The organism is Spirillospora sp. NPDC049024, assembly GCF_040649235.1.
Taxonomy (GTDB): Bacteria; Actinomycetota; Actinomycetes; order Streptosporangiales; family Streptosporangiaceae; genus Spirillospora.
Map to the genome: position 1 here is coordinate 363,221 of NZ_JBEZFD010000002.1, position 21,552 is coordinate 384,772.

The 21,552-nt window shown below is 73.1% G+C and carries 18 protein-coding genes; 11 read left to right on the forward strand and 7 right to left on the reverse strand.

Annotation, left to right across the window (positions count from 1 at the left end; translation table 11 throughout):
* Positions 1 to 219 precede the first annotated feature (219 nt).
* On the reverse strand, positions 220 to 1,326 hold the full coding sequence (locus tag AB0C21_RS04505; protein WP_500202660.1) for an acyltransferase family protein: 1,107 nt from the start codon (positions 1,324 to 1,326) through the stop codon (positions 220 to 222).
* Positions 1,327 to 1,562: 236 nt separating this feature from the next.
* Here AB0C21_RS04505 and AB0C21_RS04510 point away from each other — a divergent pair, with 236 nt between their 5' ends.
* The 5 genes from AB0C21_RS04510 (at position 1,563) to AB0C21_RS04530 (ending at position 4,691) form a co-directional block, all read left to right on the forward strand.
* On the forward strand, positions 1,563 to 1,979 hold the full coding sequence (locus AB0C21_RS04510) for a PGPGW domain-containing protein (protein ID WP_500202661.1): 417 nt from the start codon (positions 1,563 to 1,565) through the stop codon (positions 1,977 to 1,979).
* Positions 1,980 to 2,069: 90 nt separating this feature from the next.
* Entirely contained in the window at positions 2,070 to 2,480 is a 411-nt protein-coding gene (locus tag AB0C21_RS04515; RefSeq protein ID WP_500202662.1) for a hypothetical protein, read from the forward strand.
* Positions 2,481 to 2,609: 129 nt separating this feature from the next.
* Positions 2,610 to 3,221: a TetR family transcriptional regulator gene (locus AB0C21_RS04520; RefSeq protein ID WP_500202663.1), complete on the forward strand. Its 612-nt coding sequence runs from the start codon at positions 2,610 to 2,612 to the stop codon at positions 3,219 to 3,221.
* A complete protein-coding gene (locus AB0C21_RS04525) occupies positions 3,218 to 3,418 on the forward strand; it encodes a ferredoxin (protein ID WP_500202664.1) in 201 nt (66 codons plus the stop codon). Before AB0C21_RS04520 ends, AB0C21_RS04525 begins: the two co-directional genes overlap by 4 nt.
* Position 3,419: 1 nt before the next feature.
* Positions 3,420 to 4,691 (forward strand): cytochrome P450, encoded by a 1,272-nt coding sequence (locus AB0C21_RS04530; protein ID WP_500202665.1) that lies wholly within the window; start codon positions 3,420 to 3,422, stop codon positions 4,689 to 4,691.
* Here the strand turns inward: AB0C21_RS04530 and AB0C21_RS04535 are convergent.
* Positions 4,684 to 5,733 (reverse strand): amidohydrolase family protein, encoded by a 1,050-nt coding sequence (locus tag AB0C21_RS04535; RefSeq protein WP_500202666.1) that lies wholly within the window; start codon positions 5,731 to 5,733, stop codon positions 4,684 to 4,686. The two genes, AB0C21_RS04530 and AB0C21_RS04535, sit on opposite strands and share 8 nt — an antisense overlap.
* A 97-nt stretch (positions 5,734 to 5,830) precedes the next feature.
* On the opposite strand from AB0C21_RS04535, the gene AB0C21_RS04540 reads away from it, so the two are divergent.
* The 3 genes from AB0C21_RS04540 (at position 5,831) to dacB (ending at position 9,133) form a co-directional block, all read left to right on the forward strand.
* Positions 5,831 to 6,304 carry a MarR family winged helix-turn-helix transcriptional regulator gene (locus AB0C21_RS04540; protein WP_500202667.1) on the forward strand — a complete coding sequence of 158 codons (474 nt, stop codon included), beginning with the start codon at positions 5,831 to 5,833 and terminating at the stop codon, positions 6,302 to 6,304.
* Between the two features lie 146 nt (positions 6,305 to 6,450).
* A complete protein-coding gene (locus AB0C21_RS04545) occupies positions 6,451 to 7,494 on the forward strand; it encodes a maleylacetate reductase (RefSeq protein WP_500202668.1) in 1,044 nt (347 codons plus the stop codon).
* Positions 7,495 to 7,591: 97 nt separating this feature from the next.
* The gene (gene dacB, locus AB0C21_RS04550) at positions 7,592 to 9,133 is read left to right on the forward strand and encodes a D-alanyl-D-alanine carboxypeptidase/D-alanyl-D-alanine endopeptidase (RefSeq protein ID WP_500202669.1); all 1,542 of its coding nucleotides are present in this window, start codon (positions 7,592 to 7,594) and stop codon (positions 9,131 to 9,133) included.
* Positions 9,134 to 9,217: 84 nt separating this feature from the next.
* On the opposite strand, the gene AB0C21_RS04555 is transcribed toward dacB, so the two are convergent.
* The 4 genes from AB0C21_RS04555 to AB0C21_RS04570 all read right to left on the reverse strand — a co-directional run bounded on the left by AB0C21_RS04555 (position 9,218) and on the right by AB0C21_RS04570 (position 14,337).
* Positions 9,218 to 10,588 (reverse strand): hypothetical protein, encoded by a 1,371-nt coding sequence (locus AB0C21_RS04555; protein WP_500202670.1) that lies wholly within the window; start codon positions 10,586 to 10,588, stop codon positions 9,218 to 9,220.
* A gap of 117 nt (positions 10,589 to 10,705) precedes the next feature.
* Complete coding sequence (locus AB0C21_RS04560; RefSeq protein ID WP_500202671.1) at positions 10,706 to 11,716, reverse strand: acetamidase/formamidase family protein; 1,011 nt, start codon at positions 11,714 to 11,716, stop codon at positions 10,706 to 10,708.
* On the reverse strand, positions 11,713 to 13,116 hold the full coding sequence (locus AB0C21_RS04565) for an APC family permease (RefSeq protein ID WP_500202672.1): 1,404 nt from the start codon (positions 13,114 to 13,116) through the stop codon (positions 11,713 to 11,715). Before AB0C21_RS04565 ends, AB0C21_RS04560 begins: the two co-directional genes overlap by 4 nt.
* Positions 13,117 to 13,209: 93 nt before the next feature.
* A complete protein-coding gene (locus tag AB0C21_RS04570) occupies positions 13,210 to 14,337 on the reverse strand; it encodes a substrate-binding domain-containing protein (protein WP_500202673.1) in 1,128 nt (375 codons plus the stop codon).
* Positions 14,338 to 14,384: 47 nt separating this feature from the next.
* On the opposite strand from AB0C21_RS04570, the gene AB0C21_RS04575 reads away from it, so the two are divergent.
* The 3 genes from AB0C21_RS04575 to AB0C21_RS04585 all read left to right on the forward strand — a co-directional run bounded on the left by AB0C21_RS04575 (position 14,385) and on the right by AB0C21_RS04585 (position 15,786).
* Positions 14,385 to 14,858, forward strand: coding sequence for a MarR family transcriptional regulator (locus AB0C21_RS04575; RefSeq protein ID WP_353817652.1), 474 nt, complete (start codon positions 14,385 to 14,387; stop codon positions 14,856 to 14,858).
* A gap of 18 nt (positions 14,859 to 14,876) precedes the next feature.
* Positions 14,877 to 15,308, forward strand: a complete 432-nt coding sequence (locus AB0C21_RS04580; RefSeq protein WP_500202862.1) for a lytic polysaccharide monooxygenase — start codon at positions 14,877 to 14,879, stop codon at positions 15,306 to 15,308.
* A 136-nt stretch (positions 15,309 to 15,444) separates the two neighbouring features.
* A complete protein-coding gene (locus AB0C21_RS04585) occupies positions 15,445 to 15,786 on the forward strand; it encodes a HEAT repeat domain-containing protein (RefSeq protein ID WP_500202674.1) in 342 nt (113 codons plus the stop codon).
* An 84-nt stretch (positions 15,787 to 15,870) separates the two neighbouring features.
* Here the strand turns inward: AB0C21_RS04585 and AB0C21_RS04590 are convergent, their stop codons facing one another.
* A complete protein-coding gene (locus AB0C21_RS04590) occupies positions 15,871 to 21,441 on the reverse strand; it encodes an ATP-binding protein (protein ID WP_500202675.1) in 5,571 nt (1,856 codons plus the stop codon).
* Between the last annotated feature and the right edge of the window lie 111 nt (positions 21,442 to 21,552).

Sequence of the window (21,552 nt, forward strand, 5' to 3'; positions counted from 1 at the left end):
CAGCCAGAACGGCGGCCGGAAACGAGGTGTTGCAGTCACCCGAGGGGGATCTCTGGGGGGCGCGGGCGGCGCGGCATTCGCAGGGCTGATGATCCGCACAGGGGGGAACTGACGCTTTACTGTACCCGGTCTGTGGAACTTTGAGACGAATTCACCGACGTTCCAGGACCCCGTAACCCTTGTGTGATGGGGCCTGAGGTGCCCGGACGAGGCGAATCGTCAACGGCCGAACAGCGGCCGCATGTCCGGCTCGACGGCCCAGCGGGTCACGCGGCGCACCGGGGGCGTGCTCAGCACCGTGACGAGGACGAAGCAGGCGAGCACGACCGAGAGCACGCCCGGGATCGTGTCGAACCACGCGAGCTTGTTCCAGCCCTCGAACGTGAACAGCCGCGTCGCGAACCCGTGCAGCAGGTAGCCGTAGATGGTGACGGCGCCGAGGCCGCTGTACCAGGTGCGGCGGGACGGGGTCACCGCGAGGAAGGCGAGGATCAGCACCGTCCCGGTGACCAGCAGCCCGGCGCGCATCAGGGTGCCGGTGAGTTCGTCCACGCCGAGGTCGGCGTTGGAGGTGTCCCAGTTCAGCCAGCGCGCGTTCATGCGGTCCTGGGTGAGGTACGCGCCGGTGAACGCGGCGAGCAGGAGTGCGGCGCCGGTGATCCGCGCCCACGGCCGCCGGACGATCTGGACGACCTCCGGCGACAGCGTCAGCCCGAGGACGTAGAACGGCGCCAGCCCGAGGATCCGGTAGACGTCGAGCGTGCTGCCGATGTCGGTCATGTAGCCGAGGAGGGCGACGAGCATGGCCGTCGCCAGGGGGTACTTCAGTCGTCGCCAGACCGGGGTGAGCAGCCGCCAGACGAACAGCGCCAGCAGGAACCAGGTCAGGTAGTAGGGATTCAGCATGTCGAACTTGAACTCTCGCCCGCCGACGCCCCAGGCGAACAGGCTGTAGGCGCACTGGAAGACGATGTAGGGCGCGAGGGTCGAGCCGACCAGCCGCACGGCCTTGTCGTCGGTGAGCGTGAACCGCTTGGACAGGTATCCGCTGATCATGAGGAACAGCGGCATGTGGAACAGGTAGATGAAGTTCCAGAGCGCCGCCGCCAGCGGGACGTCCCGCAGGCCCGACAGTCCGTGCCCGCCGGCGACGAGCAGGATCGCCAGGAACTTGGCGTTGTCCAGGTGGGGGTCGCGTGCTCGGGGAGCCGCGCCGCCCGGCGTCCGCGGCTTCTCCCGCGGGCGCTGGGCGGGGGACGCCGCCGCCTCGGCGGAACCTGGGACCGCCGCCTCGGCCACGACGGACGCCTCGGGTGTCTGTGTCATGAAAGATCTCTGATCCTGGGAGGGGCTCGTGGAGCATACCTAACGAAACGCCCCACAACCCTGGGCGTCACAGCGCGCTGTGCCGGCGTCACGGAGGGGGTCCGGAGCGCGGGCCGGGGGATTTCGGCGGGCCCGCCGCGCACAAGATCTCCCCAGACGGGTACACGGCCCTTACCGGATACGGTGCGGGGCCGGTCCGGGCGGCTCCCGGATCGGGCGGGAGGACGGGGAGGGGCATGGGTTACGGGAGATCCACCAGGCAGGGCGTGGTGATCGTGGCCGGCGGCGCCGTGCTGCTGGCCGGAGTCGCGCTGCTCGTCCTGCCCGGCCCGGGCCTGCTGCTCGTGCTGGCGGGCCTGCTCATCCTGTCCCGGGAGTTCCCGGCCGTGAACCGCTACGTCGAGCCCCTCCGCGAGAAGGCGATCGGCGAGGCCGAGAAGAGCGTCACGTCCTGGTGGCGCCTGACGGGCTCCCTCCTCACCGTGCTGGCGCTGTTCGGCGCGGGCGTGGCCTGGGGACTCGTGCGGGAACTGCCGTTCAGCGGATGGAGCACGGGTTCCGGGCTCATCCTGTCCGGCTTCATCCTCTGCGGGCTCCTCTTCTGGAGCTGGCGCCGGGTCAAGGCCCGCCGCGCCGAGACCTTCCCCGAGTGACGGGCCCGACTTGGGAAAATGTTCGGCCGGATTGATCCGGCGGCCGGGCATCCCCGTGCAAGGGGTATGGGCATTGTTCTTCGTGTACTCGTGGCCGCGGGACTCGCGGCCGACGCCGTCGTGCACTGGCGTTTCGCACCCGACATGGCCCCCGGGCCCAACACCCCCAGCGACGTCATCCCCGGAGACGACCTGTTCTATGGCCAGGCCATCGCGGCGGCCGTCGCGGGCCTGCTCGTGCTGTTCTGGTCCCGGAGGTGGACGTACGCCATCGCGTTCGTCGTCGCGGCGAGCGCGGCCGGGGCCGTGCTGCTGTACTACTTCGTCGACTTCGGGCAGATCGGCCCGATCCCGCGGATGTACGACCCGCAGTGGTACGCCGACAAGACGATCAGCTTCGCCGGGGAGGCGGTGGCCGCGCTCGCCGCGCTCGCCGGCTTCTTCACGGCCGGCCGGAAGAGGGAGGAGGAGGCGGATTCGTACTACGAGGCCCTGAGGTGACGGACCCGCGCGGCCGCCACGTGGAGGCGCCGGCGAAGAGCCCGCGCCTCCTCGTGCTCTTCCACGATCAGCGCCTTCCGCCGGAGCAGAGGCCTTGACCCGGCAAATGAACGCTCGTTTAATTTCGGTATGGGACGCATCGCGGGCGTCACCCGCGCGGAGACGCGCGAACGGCTGCTGAGCGCGGCGGCCGACGAGTTCGCGCGGCGCGGGTACGACGGGACGCGCGTCGCCGACATCGCGCGGGCCGCCGGTGTCAGCAACGGCGCCCTGTACGCGCACTTCGACTCGAAGGCGGAGCTGCTGGTGGCGGCGCTGCGCGCGCACGGGCGGCGGCTGCTGGCCGAGCTGTTCGCCGCCGAGCCCGACCGCCCGGTCGTCGAGCTGCTGCTCACCATGGGGCGGTGGCTGCCGAACCGCCGCGACGCCCGCGCCCACCTCGTCGTGGAGGCCCTCGTCGCGGCGCACCGGGACGAGGACGTGGCCCGTCCCATGCGCGACTACGTCGGAGAGCGCGCCGAGTGGCTCGCCGGGCTGATGCGCATCGCCCAGGCGGGCGGGGAGATGGACCCGGCGCTCTCCCCGAACGCGCTCGCCCACCTCTGCCTGCTGCTCGGGATGGGGAGCGCCCTCATCCCGCGGGACATGCACGCCGTCGGGGACGAGGAGTGGGCCGCGCTGCTCGCGCGGATCGTGTCCGCGCTCGCGCCGCCCGGACCGACAGGGGGAGGAACCCAGTGAAGGTGCAGATCGACCCGAAGCGCTGCCAGGGGCACGGCCGCTGCTACGACCTCGCCCCCGGCCTGTTCGGCGAGGACGACGAGGGATACGGCGTCGTCCTCGGCGACGGAGTCGTCCCCGAGGGCGCGGAGCAGGAGGCGCGCCTCGCGGTCGCGAACTGCCCCGAACGTGCGATCGACGTCCTCGGGGAGGCGTGAGATGACCGCGGACGACCGCTTCGGCAAGGACTTCCGGGACGAGCGGGCGAATCGTCCGCTCGGCACGCGCAACGAGGTCGTCACCGGCCCGGTCTCCGACTGGGCGACCGACTTCTCCCACCTGGAACCGGAGTGGGCCGCCGACCCGTACCCGATCCAGGACGACCTGCGGCGGCGCTGCCCGGTCGCGCGGACCGAGCGGTTCGGCGGCGGCTGGCTGCCGACCCGCTACGAGGACGTGGCGGCGGTCGCCTACGACACCGAGCGGTTCACCTCCCGCTCGGTCGTCATGAGCAACTTCCGGCCGCCGCGCGAGGTGGAGCCGGTCGGCGTCACGCCGCCGATCTCGTCCGACCCGCCGTTCCACCACGACGCGCGCAAGCTGCTGCTGCCCGCGTTCAAGAAGTCGGCGGTGGCGCGGCTGGAGTCCGCGACCAGGGCGTACTGCCACGAGCTCATCGACTCCTTCGAGGGCCGCGAGACGGTGGACGCCGCACAGGAGTACGCGCAGCACATCCCGATGCGGGTCATCGCCGACATGCTCGGCTTCCCGCCCGAGGACGGCCCCCGGTTCCGCGAGTTCGTCGAGAACACCCTCGAAGGAGTCAACCTCCCCCCGGACGAGCGCATCGCGCGCATGGACAAGCTGTTCGACTACCTCCTGGAGCAGATCCGCGACCACGTCGCGAACCCGCGCGACGACCTCACCACCTACCTGATCGAAGCCGAGCTGTACGGGCGCAAGCTCGACCCGTCCCACGTCTCGGGGACGATGGCGCTGCTGCTCATCGCCGGGATCGACACGACCTGGAGCGCGATCGGCGCCTCGCTGTGGCACCTGGCGAGGACGCCGGCGGACCGCGAGCGCCTCGCCGCCGACCGGTCGCTGGTGCCGACCGCGATGGAGGAGTTCCTGCGCGCCTTCGCGCCCGTCACGATGGCGCGCCTGGTGAGGGAGGACATGACCTGGCGCGGCGTCGAGATGAAGGCCGACGACTGGGTCCTGCTGTCGTTCCCCGCCGCCAACCGCGACCCGGCCCAGTTCGACCGCGCGGACGAGATCGTCATCGACCGGGAGGTGAACCGGCACGCCGCCTTCGGCCTCGGCATCCACCGCTGCGTCGGCTCGCACCTGGCCCGCATGGAGCTGCGCGTGGCGCTCGACGTCTGGCTGGAGCGCGTCCCGTCCTTCGCCCTGGCCGACCCGGCGGCGGTCACGTGGGCCGCCGGCCAGGTCCGCGGCCCCCGCACCCTCCCCGTCCGCATCACGTAAGGCGTTCGGCCAGCCGGGGGAGCAGGCGCAGGGCGTTCCCCCGGTCGACGGCGCGGTGGGCGCGCTCGTCCAGGACCGGGTCGCGGTCGAGGTCCCGGGTGTTCAGCGCGACCTCGCGGGCGGAGTTCGCCGGCCAGTCGGTGCCGAACAGGACGCGGTCGGCGCCGACGGCGGCGATCAGGGACGGTGTGGCGTACGGGGACACCGGCAGGGCCGTGTCGTAGTGGAAGCGGCGGAGCGCCGGACGCATCCGCGCCGGGAGCGGGCCGCCGTCCTCCCGCGCCGAACGCTCGGCCCGTCCCGCCATGTACGGCAGGAACCCGCCGCCGTGCGACAGGATGACCGACACCCGCGGGTACCGGTCGAGGGTCCCGGCGGCGATGAGGTTGAGCGCGGTGCGGGTCGTGTCGAGCAGGTAGTCGGCGAGCCAGTCCCCGACGCCCGGCGCCTCGGGCAGGTCCTTGGGGGCGACCGGGTGGACGAACACGACCGCGCGGCGCTTGTCGAGCTCGGCCCATAGCGGGTCGAACATCGGCTCTCCGAGGTAGTGCCCGGCGGCCGAGGTGTTGAGCAGGACTCCGTCCGCGCCCAGGTCGTCCAGTGCGTGGGCGAGCTGCCGGACGGCGAGGTCCGGGTGGAGCATCGCCACGTTGGCGAAGAAGCCGAACCTCGTGGGGTGCTCGCGCACGAGCTCGGCCAGCGACTCGTTGCACACCTGGACGCCCGAGGCGGCGATCCCCCGGTCCAGGAACACCTCGGCGGGCACCGGCGCGGACGCCACCCCGGCGGCGATGCCGTTGGCGTTCATCGTCCGCAGGGTGCTCGGCAGCGTCCACTGGGCCCAGGACGGTCCGCCGGTCGGCGGGAGGAGGCCCTGCTCGACCGCCCACTCCCGCATCCGGGGCGGGACGGCGTGATGGTGGGTGTCGATCCTGCCGCGAGGCCGCCGGGGGGCGGCGGCCGCCTCACCCGCCGGAACGGCGGCCGCGGCCATCGCCAGGCCGGTCACCTGCAGGGCGCGGCGGCGGGTCGTCTCGGGCATGCGCGTCTCCCTCACTCGTTCGATGCGCCGCCCACCAAGATCTCTCATGCAAGAAAGTCTCAAGTGAGACTATATCAGAGGCCCCTAAACTGGGGCCATGCTCGACGACCTGCTCGAACGGCTCCTGTCCGAGGACGGCGACCCCGCCGTCCGCCACGTGGGGCTCGGCATGCTGCTGGCCTCCGCGCACAACCGGAGCCGGGCGAGCATGAACGGCGAGCTGGGCCGGCTGGGGATCGACGTGCGCGAGTTCAGCATGCTGCTGGCGCTGGAGATGTACGGGCCGTCCAGCCAGCGGCGCCTCATCGACCTCACCGGCATCGACAAGTCCACGATGGTGCGCATCGTCGACGAGCTGGAGGACGGCGGCCTGGTCCGGCGCGAGCGCGCCCCGCAGGACCGCCGGGCCCATTCGATCAGCCTGACCCCTGACGGGACGCGGACGCTGGAGAGCGCCCGGCGCGCGGGCGCCGACGTGGGCGAACGGCTCTTCGGCCACCTGGACGGCGACGACCGGGACCGTCTCGTGGACCTGCTCCGCCGGATCGCCGAGCACGCGGACGAGGCCTGACCGGCCCTGGCGCCGCACCGGCGCCGCGGGAGGGTGCGTGTCGTATGCGAGGGCCGTGGCGCTGAGTAAGAGAGAGGTCACGCGGTATAGAAGCTCGCAGCGCCGTACAGGAGAGTGCACATGATCCTTATGTCGGGCCGGTCGTCATGAGCAGCGCGGACGAGGTCGCCGTCCACGAGACGCTGCCCGTACGCGTCCTGGTCGGGCCGGGGGCGAGCGATCTCGTCGCGGACGAGGCCGCGCGGATCGGGGCGGAGAGGGTGCTGCTGGTCGCGGCGCCGTCCGCCGCCGGGCCCGCCGACCGGATCGCCGGGGCGCTCGGGGATCGGCTCGCGGCGCGCTTCGACCGCCCGGCGCAGCACACCCCGGTCGCCGTGACGGCGCGCGCCATGGAGGACGCCGCGGGCGCGGACTGCGTCGTCGCGGTCGGCGGCGGCTCCGCGATCGGGCTCGCCAAGGCGGTGTCGGCGCGGACGGGGATCCCGCAGGTCGCGGTGCCCACCACCTACGCGGGCTCCGAGATGACGCCCGTGCTGGGCGAGACCGAGGACGGCGTGAAGACCACGCGCCGCGCTCCCGGCCTGGCTCCCGGCACGGTCGTCTACGACCCGCTCCTCACCCTGGGCATGCCGTCCGGCCTGACCCGGACCAGCGCGATGAACGCGCTCGCCCACGCCGTCGAGGCCCTGTGGGCGCCGGACGCCACGATGGTCACCGACGCGCTGGCGACCGAGGCCGCCGCCGGCATCCTGGGCGCGCTGCCCGAGGTGCTGGACGACCCGACCGGAATGGAGGGGCGCGCGCGCCTCCAGTCGGCCGCGTGGCTGGCCGGGATCTGCCTGGCGCAGACCCGGATGGGGCTGCACCACCAGCTCGCGCACGTCCTCGGCGGCGCGTTCGGTCTCCCGCACGCCGAACTGCACACGATGCTGCTCGCGCACGTCATGGCGTTCAACCTGCCGTCGGCGCCCGCCGCCTCGGCCCGGCTCGCCCGGGTGGCCGGGCCGGACCCGGTCGCCGTCGTCGCCGCGCTGGCCCGGGCGCACCGGGGTCCGACGCGGCTGTCCGCTCTGGGCGTCCCCCGCGAACGGCTCCGCGAGATGGCCGAGCGGGTGGCGGCCGACCCCTACCCCAATCCCCGGCCGCCGGACGCCGACGCGGTCGCGGAACTGCTCGACGCGATGTGGTGAACGGCCCGGTCCGCGCAAGGACTTGATCACGATCGTGTCATTCCGCTGCCGTGGTCCGGTCGTTGTCCTACGCTCACACCTCATGCGTGGACCATTGGTGCGAATCACGTCCGTCCTGCTTACCGGGGCGTCCCTGCTCGCCGCTCCCGCCGCGCACCCCGCGGCCATGGCCGCCGCCAAGACGGGTGCCGCCAAAACCGACCTGGGCAAGGACCTCGACGCCATACTCGCCGACGGCCGCCTCGAAGGCGCGACCGTCGGCGCGGTGGTGCGGGACGCCCGGACGGGCGCCGTCCGCTACTCGCGCGGCGCGACGGCGCAGGTGATGCCCGCCTCGAACATGAAGCTCTACACGTCGGGCGCGGCGCTGTCGCTGCTCGGCCCCGGGTACCGGTTCCGCACCGGCGTGTACGCCCGTGGAGTGTCCGGCTCGACGGTCAGGGGCGACCTCTACCTCAGGGGGACCGGCGACCCGACGACGCGGGCCGCCGACTACGACCGGCTCGCCGCCCAGGTGGCGGCGCGGGGCGTCCGGCGCGTCGAGGGCGACCTGGTCGCGGACGACACCTGGTTCGACGCCGTCCGCACGCCCTCCCACTGGGACCCGACGGACCTGCAGTACTACTACGCCGCGCAGACGTCCGCGCTGACCGTCGCGCCCAACGCCGACTTCGACGCCGGGTCGGTCGAGGTGTCGGTGCGGCCGGGCGGCGCCGAGGGCGACCCGGTCGAGGCGGGGCTGTCCCCGGCCACCCGCACCGTCAAGATCGACAACAAGGCGGTCACCGGCGCGCCGGGGTCGCCGTCCACGCTGGCGGTGAACCGGGCCGTCGGCAGCGACACCATCGTGGTGAGCGGCTCGTACCCGGCGGGCGCCGCGCCCTACACGACCCTGCGGACGGTCGACAATCCCACCCTGTACGCGGCGGACGTGTTCCGGAGCGCGCTCCAGGCCCACGGCGTCGAGGTCGAGGGCGTCACCGAGCGCGGCAGGACGCCGAGGGGCGCCGCCGCGCTCGCGGTCCGCTCCTCGATGCCGCTGTCGCGGCTGATGGTGCCGTTCCTCAAGCTCAGCAACAACATGGTCGCCGAGACCCTGGTCAAGGCCATCGGCCGGGAGAAGGCGGGCATGGGGAGCTGGGAGGCGGGGCTGCCGGTGGTCGAGAGGTACGCGCGCGGCCAGGGCGTCCCCACCGGACGGCTGGAAATGGCCGACGGCTCCGGGCTGTCGCGCGAGAACCGCACCACCGCGCAGGACGTCAGCACCATCCTGAAGAAGGCGCAGAGCGCGCCCTGGTTCCCCGCCTGGTACCGGGCTCTGCCGGTCGCCGGTGACCCGGACCGCCTCGAAGGCGGCACGCTGCGGTCGCGAATGCAGGGCACCCTCGCCGTGGGCAACGTGCACGCCAAGACCGGCACGCTGACCGGCGCCTCCGCGCTGTCGGGCTACGTCACCGACCCGTCCGGGCGGCGGCTCGTCTTCTCGGTCGTGCTGAACGGCTACCAGGGCGCCGCGCCCAAGGACATCGAGGACAGGATCGCGGTCCGGCTGGCCGGGGGAGACCCCGCCGCCGTCCGGACGTTCCGCGTCTCCGGGAACTCCCCGCAGCTGGAGTGCTCCTGGATCGGGCGCTGCTGACCACTGACGCCGTTCACCGCCGACCCCGCTGACCGCCGGCGGGGCGCGTCCCGCTGACGGCGGAACGCACCCCGCCGGCGCGGGTCATCCCTGGTCTCTGGGGACGTAGAGGCGGATGTCGTCGACGAACGCCTCACCCTCGTAGTAGTTCAGGTGCGGGTCGCCGATGATGAAGGAGTCGGGGTAGGCCGAGCCCTTCGGCCAGCTGTGCTCGGTCGTGTACGTCCCGGCCGGGCCCTTGTGGACGAGCCTGCGGTCGAACCGGCCGTCGTACTCGCCGGGCGTCTGGTTGTAGTGCCAGATCGGGCGCCCGTTCTCCACGAAGTCGTGGTGGACGCGCAGCGTGGTCTGCCCGGTGTGCAGGAACGGGCCGCTCATCTCCAGCGTGTACCCGGTCCGGTCGCGCTCGATGGCGAACCGGTAGGCGGCCTTCGGCAGCAGTTCCGGCCGCAGCTCGGCGCTGGTCAGGTGCCCCTCGAACCGGCCGCCCGGCCCGTACCGCCGGTCCATGGACGCCTCTCCGCAGGCGGTCTTGGCGTAGTACTCGTTGCTGATGTTGTTGTTCGCGGTCTCGCGGAACAGGTCGCCGCGCGGGAACAGCGCGTTGACGCCGTTGAAGGTGCCCTCGAACGTCCGGTACATCTTCCGGGTCCTCGGGTTGCAGGTCGCGGCGTTCTTCCAGCGGGCGTCGTCGCTGTAGTAGCCGTCCATGATGACCTTGCGCCGGAAGTGGATGCCCGGGTTGCCGTGCGGCGCCGGGGTCGCGTAGTCGAGGATCGTCAGGTAGTAGAACCCGTTCTCCCGCGTCACGTCCGGGTACTGGCACCGCGACCTGCCGGGCAGGGCGCCCTGGAACGTCCAGGGGTACCGGGTCTTGCACGGCTCCATGGTGTAGCCGTTGTGCCTGCCGTCATAGTCGAACGTGCCGTTTCGCTTGCCGCCGAACTGGATGCCGCGCAGCGTCATCTCCACCCGGTAGTACCGGGGCAGCGGGCGGGTCGGCCGGATCAGGACCCCCGCGTCCCAGCTCGGCTCGGAGATCCGCCCGGCGGTCTGCCCGCCCGGCAGCGACACGGCCGACAGGCCGGGCCGGGAGTCGGGGCGCCCGTCGCGGTCCTTGTCGACGGCGGCGACCTCCGCCGTCAGCCACCCCCGCTCCCCGAAGGCGACGCGCTTGCGGAACACGTTGAGGGTCTTCATCTGCCGCTCGAACAGCGGCCCGCTGAGCCTCCTCCACGCCTCCCCGTCGTCGTCGAACGCGTCGACGTGCCACGGGCTGCGCGGCCCCTGCGGGTCCAGCCGCCACGGCGCGCCGTCGACGCGCAGCGGCCGGTCGAACCGCTCCCGGGCGACCAGCTTCCACTGGCCGCCCGCGGAGGCTCCGACCGGCCATCCCGCGGCCACGATCGCGGCGGCGGCCGCCCCCACGGCCACGCCCGCCACTTTCCTGCTCATCCTCAAGACGCACACCCTCCCCGTGGAGCGCGACCGCGCTCCGTCCCTGGACGTCGCAACGCACGGGGATTATATGAACACGGAGAGTGACGATCGGGGAGGCTGGCCCTGAGCGGGTCAGCGCTGGGACAGGTAGCGCTCGGCGGTCTCACGCAGGCGCGCGTGGATCCCGTCGTAGGCGGAGACGCCCGGCAGAGCGGTCTTGGGGAGCTTCGCGAGCATCGTGTAGTTGGTGTCGACGACGTTGCCGGCCGGGGCGAGCCCCGCCTGGCTGACGAGCTGGTAGGCGTCCAGTTCGTCCAGGCCGAGGAGCGAGGACGTCCAGGTGACCAGGTCGTGCTGGCTGATCCGGAACGCGTCCTCCAGCGGGCGGGCCGAGCCGGTCGACATCAGGTGGAGGTCGTCCTCCAGGCGCGGCCACGCGGGCGCCGCGCCCTTGACCAGGTCCACGACCACGACGGTGTTCATGGCCGCCTCCACGGCGGTGCCGCAGACCTCGCCCTCGCCCTGGCGGCAGTGGCCGTCGCCGATCGAGATCATGCCGCCCGGGACGTTGACCGGGAAGTACGCCGTGGTGCCCGCGCGCATCTCCGGGGTGTCCATGTTGCCGCCGTGCGCCCCCGGGGTGATGCTCATGATCACCTCGTTCGCGGCCGGGGCCACGCCCACGGTGCCGTGCATGGGGTCGAGCGGCAGCTCGATCTCCAGGTCGCTCGCGCGGGCCCGGAAGCGGCAGATCCCGCGTTCGGCGTCCACGTCGTACATCCACACCCGCTCCGGCAGGGCCGGGTGCAGCATCGCCGTCGTGTGCGTCGCGGTCAGTGCACCGAAGTGCGGGAAGGTGGACGAGACCGCCCAGTCGCGGGCGGGGCGGATGTCCACGAAGTGCACCGCCACCGCGTCCCCGGGCTCGGCGCCCGCCACCGCGATGGGGCCGGTGACGGGGTTGAGGTAGGGGAAGGCGCACACCTGGCTCGGCAGGTCGTCCACCCCGCGGACCGCGCCGCCGAAGCAGTCCTCGGTCGTCAGCTCCACGACGGTGCCGGGCGCGACGGTGAGCGCCGCCTCCCGCCCGCCGAACGCGAAGCCGGGCTCGGCGTCCCCCATGGAGACCACGTCGAACGTCACTTCTCGTCCTCCTCTTCGATGCCGGCCAGCGCCGGGCGGCGCTTCATGAGCAGCAGACCGACCAGCAGCACCACTCCGATGCCGAGCCACAGGAAGCCCAGCTCCTGCGCGGCGACCTTCGCGTTGACCACCACGTAGCCGAGGATGCCGAAGCCGATCGCCGGTGCGATCAGGTGGCGCCACCAGTCCCGGCTGCCCGACCGGACGACGTAGTGGACGACGACCGAGACGTGCAGCACCAGGAACGCGGTCATGGCGCCGAAGTTGACGAGCGAGCTGAGCAGCGTGATGCCGTCCTCGCGCTGCTCCATGTAGAGGCCGAGGCCCAGCGACACGGCCGCGACCACGAGCGTCGCGTTGACCGGGACCTTCCGCCGGGGGTGCACCTTGGCGAGGAACTTCGGCAGCTGCCGGTCTCGCGCCATCGCGTACAGCAGCCGGGACGTCGCGGCCTGCGCCACCAGCGAGTTGGCGAAGCCCCACGCGATCGCGGTGGCGAGGGCGGTCAGCTTGGCGAGCCACGCGCCGCCGGCGACCCGCGCGGCGTCGTAGAAGGCGACGCCGTCCGCGTCCCCTTCCTTGATCAGCTTGTCCGGGTCGGTGACCAGCAGCGAGGCGACCCAGGTCTGCACGATGAACAGGACGCCGACCAGCAGCAGCGCGGCGACCATCGACCGTCCGATGGCGCGGGCGGACTCGCGGTTCTCCTCGGCCAGCGTGGAGATGCCGTCGAAGCCGAGGAAGCTCAGCACGGCGATCGACACGGCGCCGAACACCAGCCCCCACGAGAACGTCCCGCCGTTGTAGATCGGGGTGAGGCTCCCCCCGCCGTGGCCCTTGCCCTGGGCGAGCGCCACCAGGCCCACCACCAGGAAGATCGCCAGGATGACCAGCTCGGCGACCAGCATGATCCGGTTGATCCGCGCGGTCATCTCGATGCCGAAGAAGTTGACGACCGTGTTGAGCACGACGAACGCGATGAGCCAGAGCCACACCGGGACGCCCGGCACGAGCGAGTTCATCGCCACGCTGGCGATCAGGTACAGCAGGGACGGCACCAGCACGTAGTCGAGCAGGATCATCCAGCCGGACAGGAACCCGACCGGCGCCGTGATGCCCCGCCCGGCGTAGGTGTAGACCGACCCGGCCATCGGGAACGCCCGCGACATCTGCGCGTAGGAGCCGGCGGTGAACAGCATGGCCAGCATCCCGATCGCGTAGGCGAGCGCGACCATGCCGCCCGACCCCTGGAAGACGCTGCCGAAGATGCCGAACGGCGCGATCGGCACCATGAAGATCAGTCCGTAGACCACCAGGTCCTTGAACGTGAGGGAGCGTCGCAGCTCCTGGGTGTACCCGTAGCGCTCGATGCCCTCGGGCTGCGCCGAGTCGACGGCCATGCTTCCTCCTCTGACCGCGCGGACGCGGGTGGATCCCGCTCAGCGGAGCCTAGAGGTAATCTTTTCAAATGGAAAGGTTTCGTCTGGTAAAGATTAGAGGCGCGTGACCACGGTGAGATCCAGGCCGTCGGCCCTGGCCAGATAGCGTTCCGGCCGCGGCGGCCCGAGCGGCGCGGCCGCCCACGCGTGCCGGGCGACGGGGTCGGCGCCCGCCAGCAGCCGCGCCGAGGCGGCCCTCCCGTTCCGCACGCCCAGCATCCCCGCGGCGGCCAGTGCGGCCAGCAGGTGGACGCCGTCGTAGCAGCCCTCCGCGTAGACGTCGAGGACGGGCGCCACCTCGCCGAACGCCGAACGGTACCGCTCGGCCAGTGCGATCTGCCGCTCGTCGCCCTGCCCCGCGAACGACCGCATCGCCGAGTACAGCTCCCCGGTGTCGTCGCCGCCGGAGGCGAGCAGGACGTTCTCCTCCAGGGCCCCCGACAGCCGGACGACCCGGGCCGACAGCCGCGAGGCGGCGAACACCCGGTTGAACACGACGAGGTCGCGGCCGACCAGGCTGAGCAGGATCGCCTCCGCGCCCGTGCGAGCCAGCGCGTCCACGATCTCCTCGAAGCGCGCCTCCGGCTCGTCGCCGGGCGCCCAGGGGAAGGGCACGAGCCGGTCGAGGACCACCTCGCCGCCGGCCGCCCGGACCAGCCGCGCTCCCGCCCGGTGCACCGAGCGCGGCCAGATGTAGTCGCTGCCCACCAGCGCCCACCGCCGCAGCCGCAGCCGCGAGCTCAGCCAGTCGAGGGCGGTGCCGAGCTGCCGCTCCGGCGAATCGCCGAGCAGGACGACGCCCTCCCGCCGCGCCCCGCCCTCGTGCGGCGGCGTGAACACGTACGGCGCCCGCCCGGCGAGCGCCGCCTCCAGGCCCCGGTGCACGTCGCTCGTGTGGAACCCGACGAACGCCTGGACGAGCCCGGCGTCGGCGAGGAACCGCGCCTCGCCCGCCACCGCTCCCGGCGAGCGTCCGGCGTCCACCGGCACCAGCTCGACGGCGCGTCCCGCCGCCCCGCCGGAGGCGTTGACCTCGGTCGCGGCCAGGCACGCGGCGCTCAGCCCGGACGGCCCGGTCAGCCCGAGCGGCCCCGACAGCGGCAGCAGCAGCCCCAGCCGCAGCACGGCGGGATCAGGGCCGGCGACCAGCACTTCCGTGCTGTCCCGCACCACCGAACGCATCACCGCCGAACCCTTCATGACCAGGTCATCTATGCTATCCGCTACGGGTGACCGGCAAGGGAGGCGACTTGGTGGCCGAGCAGCACGACGCGGTGGCGCGTACGGCGGCGAGCGATCTCGTCGACATCCTCACACGCACCCAGCGCAGTCTGGCCCGCGACCTGGGCGCCCGTCTAGAGCAGGAGGAGGGCGCGACGGTCGAGCAGTGGCGGGTGCTGCGCGCCCTGGCCGAGGCCGAGGACGTCTCGATGGGCGAGCTCGCGGTCATCGTCGAGATCCCGCACCCCACCCTGACCCGGCTCGTGGACGCCCTGGTCGACTCCGCCTGCCTCTACCGGTCCCACTCCAGCCGCGACCGCCGCCGGGTGTCGGTGCGCGTCTCCGACCTGGGCCGCGCCAAGCTGGAGCGGCTGGAGGCGCTGGCCCGCGCCCACGAGCAGGCCCTCGCCGAGCGGCACGGCCGCGACACGGTCCAGAACCTGTCGGCCCTCCTGTCCGACCTCTGGAAGGGCATCCGCTGACGCGGCGCTCGCCCGCGGCTGCGTGAAAGCTTTCATGGCGCGGGTGACCGCGGACCGAGGCGCGTCCAGGCGGCGATCCCCGACGGGCAGCTGTGCAGCGGCGGCCAGACCGAGGGCGGGCGGTACCGGTCCATGGACGCCGTCGGCCCGTGGACGACCACGGACATCGGCACCACCTTCACGATCAACCTGTACGACCAGGCGAGCCACGGCGCCGACTACATCCGCGTCTACGTCACCCGCCAGGGGTACGACCCGCTGACCCGGCCGTTGCGGTGGAGCGACCTGGAACTCGTCCGGGAGACCGGCCGGTACGCGCCGAGCAACAACTACGTGGTCGCCGATGTGAGCGCCCCCGGCCGCAGCGGACGCCACGTCGTCTACACGATCTGGCAGGCGTCGCACATGGACCAGTCGTACTACATCTGCAGCGATGTGAACTTCGGCTGACCGCTCCCGCCGCTGGACGCCGCCCGCCGGACGGACCGTGCCCCGTCCGGCGGGCGTGCCCGGCCCGGCGGTGGCCGTTCGCCGGTGGTGGGTTGCCGGTGGCCGACTGTCGGGGGTCGGCCGTAGGGTCGGGGCCATGTCGCGGCGGCGTTTCGATCAGGCCATGCAGCTCATGCGGACGAAGGAGCCGCGGGTCCGGGAGGACGCCTTCGACTTCCTGCGCGAGCACGCCGACGCCTACGTGGGCGAGCTGATCGCGGAGTTCGCGGCGGAGCGCGACGACCCCGGCCTGCGCTGCTGGCTGCTCGAACTGATCGCCGAGGCCCGGTCGCCGGAGGCCCTGGAGGTGTTCCGCGGCCAGCTCGAAAGCCAGGACGATTCGCTGCGGTTCTGGGCGGTGCGCGGTCTGGAGATGTTGGACACCCGCGAGGCCGAGCAGGCGCTCGAAGAGGCGTACGCCAACGGCTGGGTCTTCTAGCGGCCCCGGCGTCCCCGACCCGGAACCACCGTCGCCCCGGAACCGCCGGCGGCGCGGGAGCCGGTCGGCCCCCGCGCCCCCGCGTCACCCCAGGCGGGCCTCGATGGCCTCGATGATCCGCGGACGCATCTCCGCGGCGCCGATGACGGCGTCGACGGAGCCGACCTCGACCGCGCGCCGGATGTCGTGCACGCGGTCGAACTCCGCCGCCACCTCGCCGAGCTTCTCCGTGCGGACCGACGCGCGCAGCTCGTCCAGCTCCGCGGTCAGCGTGGCGCGGGCGGGGCCGGTGGAGGCCGCGACGCGGGTCTCCAGCTCCCGCACCCGCGGGTCGGCGGCGGTCCGGGCGTTGACGTCGGCGGCGAACACCGCCGCGGCGGCCGGCGCGCCGCCGAGCACCGACGCGAACGAGCCCTCCAGCGCGAGCACGGTCATGTTCGGGTTCAGCGCCTTGGAGAACACCACGAACGCGCCGCCGTGGTACCGGGAGATCACGCAGAACACGATGGGCCCGCGGAAGTTGACGATCGCGCGGCCGATCTCGGCGCCGTACTCCAGCTGGAGCTGGCGCATCGACTCCGGCGAGCCGTCGAAGCCCGACAGGTTCGCCAGCACCACCAGCGGCCGGTTGCCGCTGGCCGCGTTGATCGCCCGCGCCGCCTTCTTGGACGACTTCGGGAACAGCGTGCCGGCGGTGTAGGCGTCCGGGCCGTCGGTGGGCGGGAAGCCGCGCCGCGGCACCGACTGCGACTCGATGCCGAGCAGGCACACCGGCATGCCGCCGAGGTGCACGTCCTGCACAACCGCGGTCTCGGCGTCGGCCATGCCCGCCCAGCGCTCCAGCACCGGGTGGTCCTGGTCGGAGAGCGCCCGCATCACGGTCCGGATGTCGAACGGCTTCTTGCGGTCCGGGTTCGCCTCGGCGGAGAAGATCTCGCCGACGGTGGTGAAGTCGCTGCCCTCCAGGACGTGCGGGAAGGCGGAGACGTCGCGGTCGAGGGGGTCGCTCGTGCCGGCGCGGCGCGGTCCGGGCTCCCCGGGCGCGACGTAGGTGTGGTCGTAGTGCGACATCAGGACGTCCCGCGCGGCGATGAGGTTCGGCGCCCAGTACTGCGCCTGCCCGTTCGGGCCCATCACCCGGTCGTAGCCGCCGATGCCGAAGTTGTCCTCGGCCGACACGCCGCCGGAGAAGTCGAGCGCCTGCTTGCCGGTGAGCACCATCGCCGAGTCCGGCGTCATGACGAGCACGCCCTTGGTGTGCATGAGCATCGTCGCCTCGGCGTTCCAGTACGGCTGGGCGCCGACGTTGATGCCCGCGACGACGACGTTGATCTCGCCGCCGTCCTGGGTGAACTCGACGATCCGCTTGAGCGCCGCCGCCACCCAGTCCATGTTCTCCGTGCCCGACTCCATGGAGATCCGGGCGCCCGAGGACAGCGCGTACCACTCCAGCGGCACCCGCATCCGCTCGGCCAGGTCCAGCGCGGCGATCACTCGGCGGCACTCCGGTTCCGACAGCGCGCCGAGCGACTTCGTCGGGTCGCCGAGCAGCACGACCCGGGTGACGCCCTGCGGGTGCCGCCGGGTCCGCTTGGTGACCACGCCCGCGACGAGCGCCGCGGTGTTGCGCCCCTTCGGCCGGTCGACCGGCACGAGGACGTTGCCGTCGTCGAGGTCGTGCTCGACGAAGTCGCCGAGCAGGCCGGTCAGCTCGTACGGGTACACGGTGTTGCGGCTGCTCGCGCGGAGCACCTTCTGCCGGTAGCCGTCGAGCGGCTCGACCGGCTCGTCCGAAGGCGCGCCGACGGTGAGCCGGGTGCCGCCGGTGGCGTCGAAGGAGATCCTGACGGCGACCTTCATCGGCTCGCCCGTCCGCGGGTCGCGCTGCCGCGCGATGAGCAGGACCTCCTCCAGCCCGGCGCCCGCGGCCGTCGGCAGCATGCGGTTGGCGATCCGCTGCAGCTCCGCGCGGGTGAGGTCGCTCACCGGCCAGACGTAGATCACGATGCGGTTGGTGGGGAACCGCTTCTTCGTCGGCCGCCGCGCCTGCGCCCGGCGGATCGAGTCCAGGCAGGTGGCGAGGGTGAACTCGGCCGTCGGCAGCGAGCGCAGCCTGCCGTCGCCGTCGCGCAGCGCCGTGAGGTCGCGCACCTGCGCGAACGCGACGAGCCGGTCGTCGGACGGGTTGTCGCGCGCCACGCACTGGAAGAGGTAGACCTCCTCGTCCGAGGACGGCAGCCGGGTGAGGTCGAACTTGTGCAGCCGCTCCATCTGCATCCGCTGCGCGATGAACGGGTGCAGGCCGCGGATCAGCCGCTCCTCCACCATGCCCCCTGCGGGGGGACGACCCCCCACACCCCCCGGATCGCTCCGCTCATCCGTGCCGCCTGTGGGGGGACGACCCCCCACACCCCCCGGATCGCTCCGCTCATCCGTGCCGCCGCCCCCGGCCGGGCGGAACGTGAAGTGGTGGTGCATCACGGCGCCGCTGCTGCCCGCGACGGTGGTGGTCAGCCGCCGGACCCGCGGCGGCAGCGGGTGCGCGTTGACGACCTCCTGGAGCGCGGCCGCCATCGCGTCGTGGTCCTCCGGCTGCCGCTCCCAGGACAGGTAGACGTCGGCGTCCACGTCCTCGCCGCCGTCCGCCAGCTCCGCGAGCCCGCGCAGCGCCGCGCCGAGGGAGTCGAAGCTCACCGCGGAGGAGGCCAGGCGCGAGCCGGCGCGCTCGGCGACCACGAACTCGCAGCCGCCGGCCTCCCTGGTGCGGACGCCGGTGAGGCCCTTGTTGCCGTAGTACCGCCGGGTGAGCACCTCCAGCATCACGGCGTTGTTCCGGTTGCCGCGCACGAGCCGCTGGCCGAGCACCCGCACCAGCGGTTCGGTGCTGCGCACCATCTCGGCGATGAGCTCGTCGCGCTCCGGCGCGTCCGGGTGCTCGTCCAGGTGCCGCAGGTTCCGGCGGACGCGGGCGTAGACCGCGGCGCGGTTGCGGCGCAGCAGCGGCTGGGCGAACCAGGCGAACACCACGCCGCACGCGAGGTCGTAGACCACCGGGAACCGGACCTGCGTCGCGGCGATCAGCCGCTCCAGCGCGAGGCCCGCGGACTCGCGCAGCGCGTCCTCCGGCGGGGGCTCGCCCAGCCACTCGCGGAGCAGCGCGGCGACCGCCGAGGCGTCGGCGGACGTGCGCTGCTGCGCGAGGAAGATCCGGAACACCGCCGCCTCGAGCTCGGGGGTGCGGTCCAGGTCGGTGACGCCGTAGTGGCCGAGCGCCTTGGCGAGCTTGGCCTGGAACGCCTCGGGCAGCCCGGCCCGCTCGACGTCGAGGCTCTGCAGGTAGGTGTGGAAGTACTCGCGGGCGCTGTGCACGTGGCCGCCGTCGGTGCCGTCCCCGCCCGCCGGCCGGTCGCGGCCCAGCTCGGCGAGGTCGGCGAACACGTCGAAGAGGGCGATCTCCTCGGCCACCGGCCGGTGGCCGTCCGCGGCGGCGGCCCGGCGCGCGGCGAGGTAGTCGTCCAGGGCGCGGCGCTCGTCGTGCGGGTCGACGTCGAAACCGAGCAGCAGGCCGCGCAGGTCCTCCAGGCCGCGCCGGGTGCGGTCCCGCGCCGGGGCGGCCCCGGGCGCGGCGGGCAGGTCCAGCGGGGCGGCGCCCGCCGCCGCGGTGTCGGCGGCCTCGGCCTCGTCGGCGAGCGGCTCCAGGCGCAGCAGCGGCGCGCCGGTCTCCACCTGGCTGCCGACGGAGACGACGCACTCCTTCAGCCGCGCCTTGAACGGCGCCCGCAGCACCGTCTCCATCTTCATGCTCTCCAGCACCAGCACCGGCGCGCCCGCCTCGACCTCGGCGCCGACCTCCAGCGGGGTGGCGACGACGAGCGCGGGCGCGGGCGAGCGGACGACGCCGCCCTCGTCCCGGCTGACCCGGTGCGCCACGCCGTCCACCTCGACGAAGTGGATCGGCCCGTGGGTGCCGGTGAGCAGGCGGTACCGGACGCCGTTGACGGTGATCTGGCCGAGGTGCCGGTCGAAGCGTTCGAGTTCGACGTCGGCGGTGCGGACGTCGGCGCCCGCCTCGACGGCGACGCGGAACCGGTCCGCGCCGGTGCGGGCCACGCGCACCCGGTAGGTCGCGCCGCGCAGCTTGAGGTCCAGCGGCCGGCCGCTCTCGTGCCGCGCCTGGGGGCGCCCGCCGGACGCCGTCGACAGCAGCCGCCGCCGCTCGGCGCCCTCCGCCTCCTCGTAGGCCTCGATGGCGGCGGCCGCGAGCGCGACGGCGGAGTGCCGGTGCGAGACGAGCCCGCCCTCGGCGCGGACGCGGTCGATCCAGCCGGTGTCCGCGCTCGCCTCGACCACCTCGGGCCGGTCGAGCAGGTCCAGCACGAAGCTCTTGTTCGTCGCGCCGCCCTCGATGATGACCGTGGTCTCGGTCATCGCGCGGCGCAGCCGGCCGAGCGCCTCGTCGCGGTCGCGGCCATAGGCGATGATCTTGGCGATCATCGAGTCGAAGTCGGCGGGGATCGCGTCGCCCTCGCTGACGCCGGTGTCCACCCGGACGCCCGGCCCGGCGGGCAGGTCCAGCCGGGCGATGCGGCCCGGCGAGGGGGCGAAGTCGCGGTCGGGGTCCTCGGCGTTCAGCCGGGCCTCGATCGCGTGCCCGCGCTCCACCGGCGGCGCGCCTTCGAGCCGGCCGCCGGAGGCCACGTGCAGCTGCGCCTTGACCAGGTCGAACCCGGTGGTGGACTCGGTGATCGGGTGCTCGACCTGCAGGCGGGTGTTGACCTCGAGGAACGCGAACATGCGGTCGCCGGGGTGGTAGAGGAACTCGACGGTCGCCGCGCCCCGGTATCCGACCGCGACGGCGAGCCGCTCGGCCGACGCCTTCAGCTCGGCGGTCTGCTCGGCGCCGAGCACCGGCGACGCCGACTCCTCGATGATCTTCTGGTTGCGGCGCTGCACCGAGCAGTCGCGCACGCCCAGCGCCCACGCCGTCTCGCCGTCGGCGATCACCTGCACCTCGACGTGCCGGGCGCCGGTGACCAGGCGCTCCAGGAACACGACGCCGCTGCCGAACGCCCGCGCCGCCTCCTGGCTGGTGCGCTCGTAGGCGTCCGCCAGCTCGGCCTCGCTCGTGATGACGCGGATGCCGCGCCCGCCGCCGCCCGCGGTCGCCTTCAGCATCAGCGGGTAGCCGATCTTCGCCGCCGCCGCGAGCGCGTCGTCCAGGGACTCGACCGCGCCGCGGCTCCACGGCGCGACCGGCACGCCGACCTCCTCGGCGATCAGCTTCGCGCCGATCTTGTCGCCGAGCCGGCGCATGGCCTCCGGGCTCGGCCCGACGAAGGCGACCCCGATCCGCTCGCACAGCTCCGCGAACGCCGGATCCTCGGCGACGAAGCCCCACCCGACCCACGCGGCGTCGGCGCCGGTCTCCACCAGCGCGCGCTCCAGGACCTCCAGGTCCAGGTACGGCCGGGCCGACGCGGGCCCGAGGTCGTAGGCCAGGTCCGCCTCGCGGACGAAGGTGGCCGTCCGGTCGACATCGGTGTACAGGGCGACGGTCTCGATCCGCGTCCCGCTCTCCGCGGCGATGTCCCGTACGGCGTGGATGAGGCGCATGGCGGCCTCACCCCGGTTCACGATGGCGACACGACTGAACACCCGACCGAGCCCTCCTGTTAGACGATTGCGGCGCCGGGACACGGCGCACCCGGACACTGTTCACCTTTCCGCCCAGAGGGCGGCGGCGCCATGCCGCCGACAACGCACGCT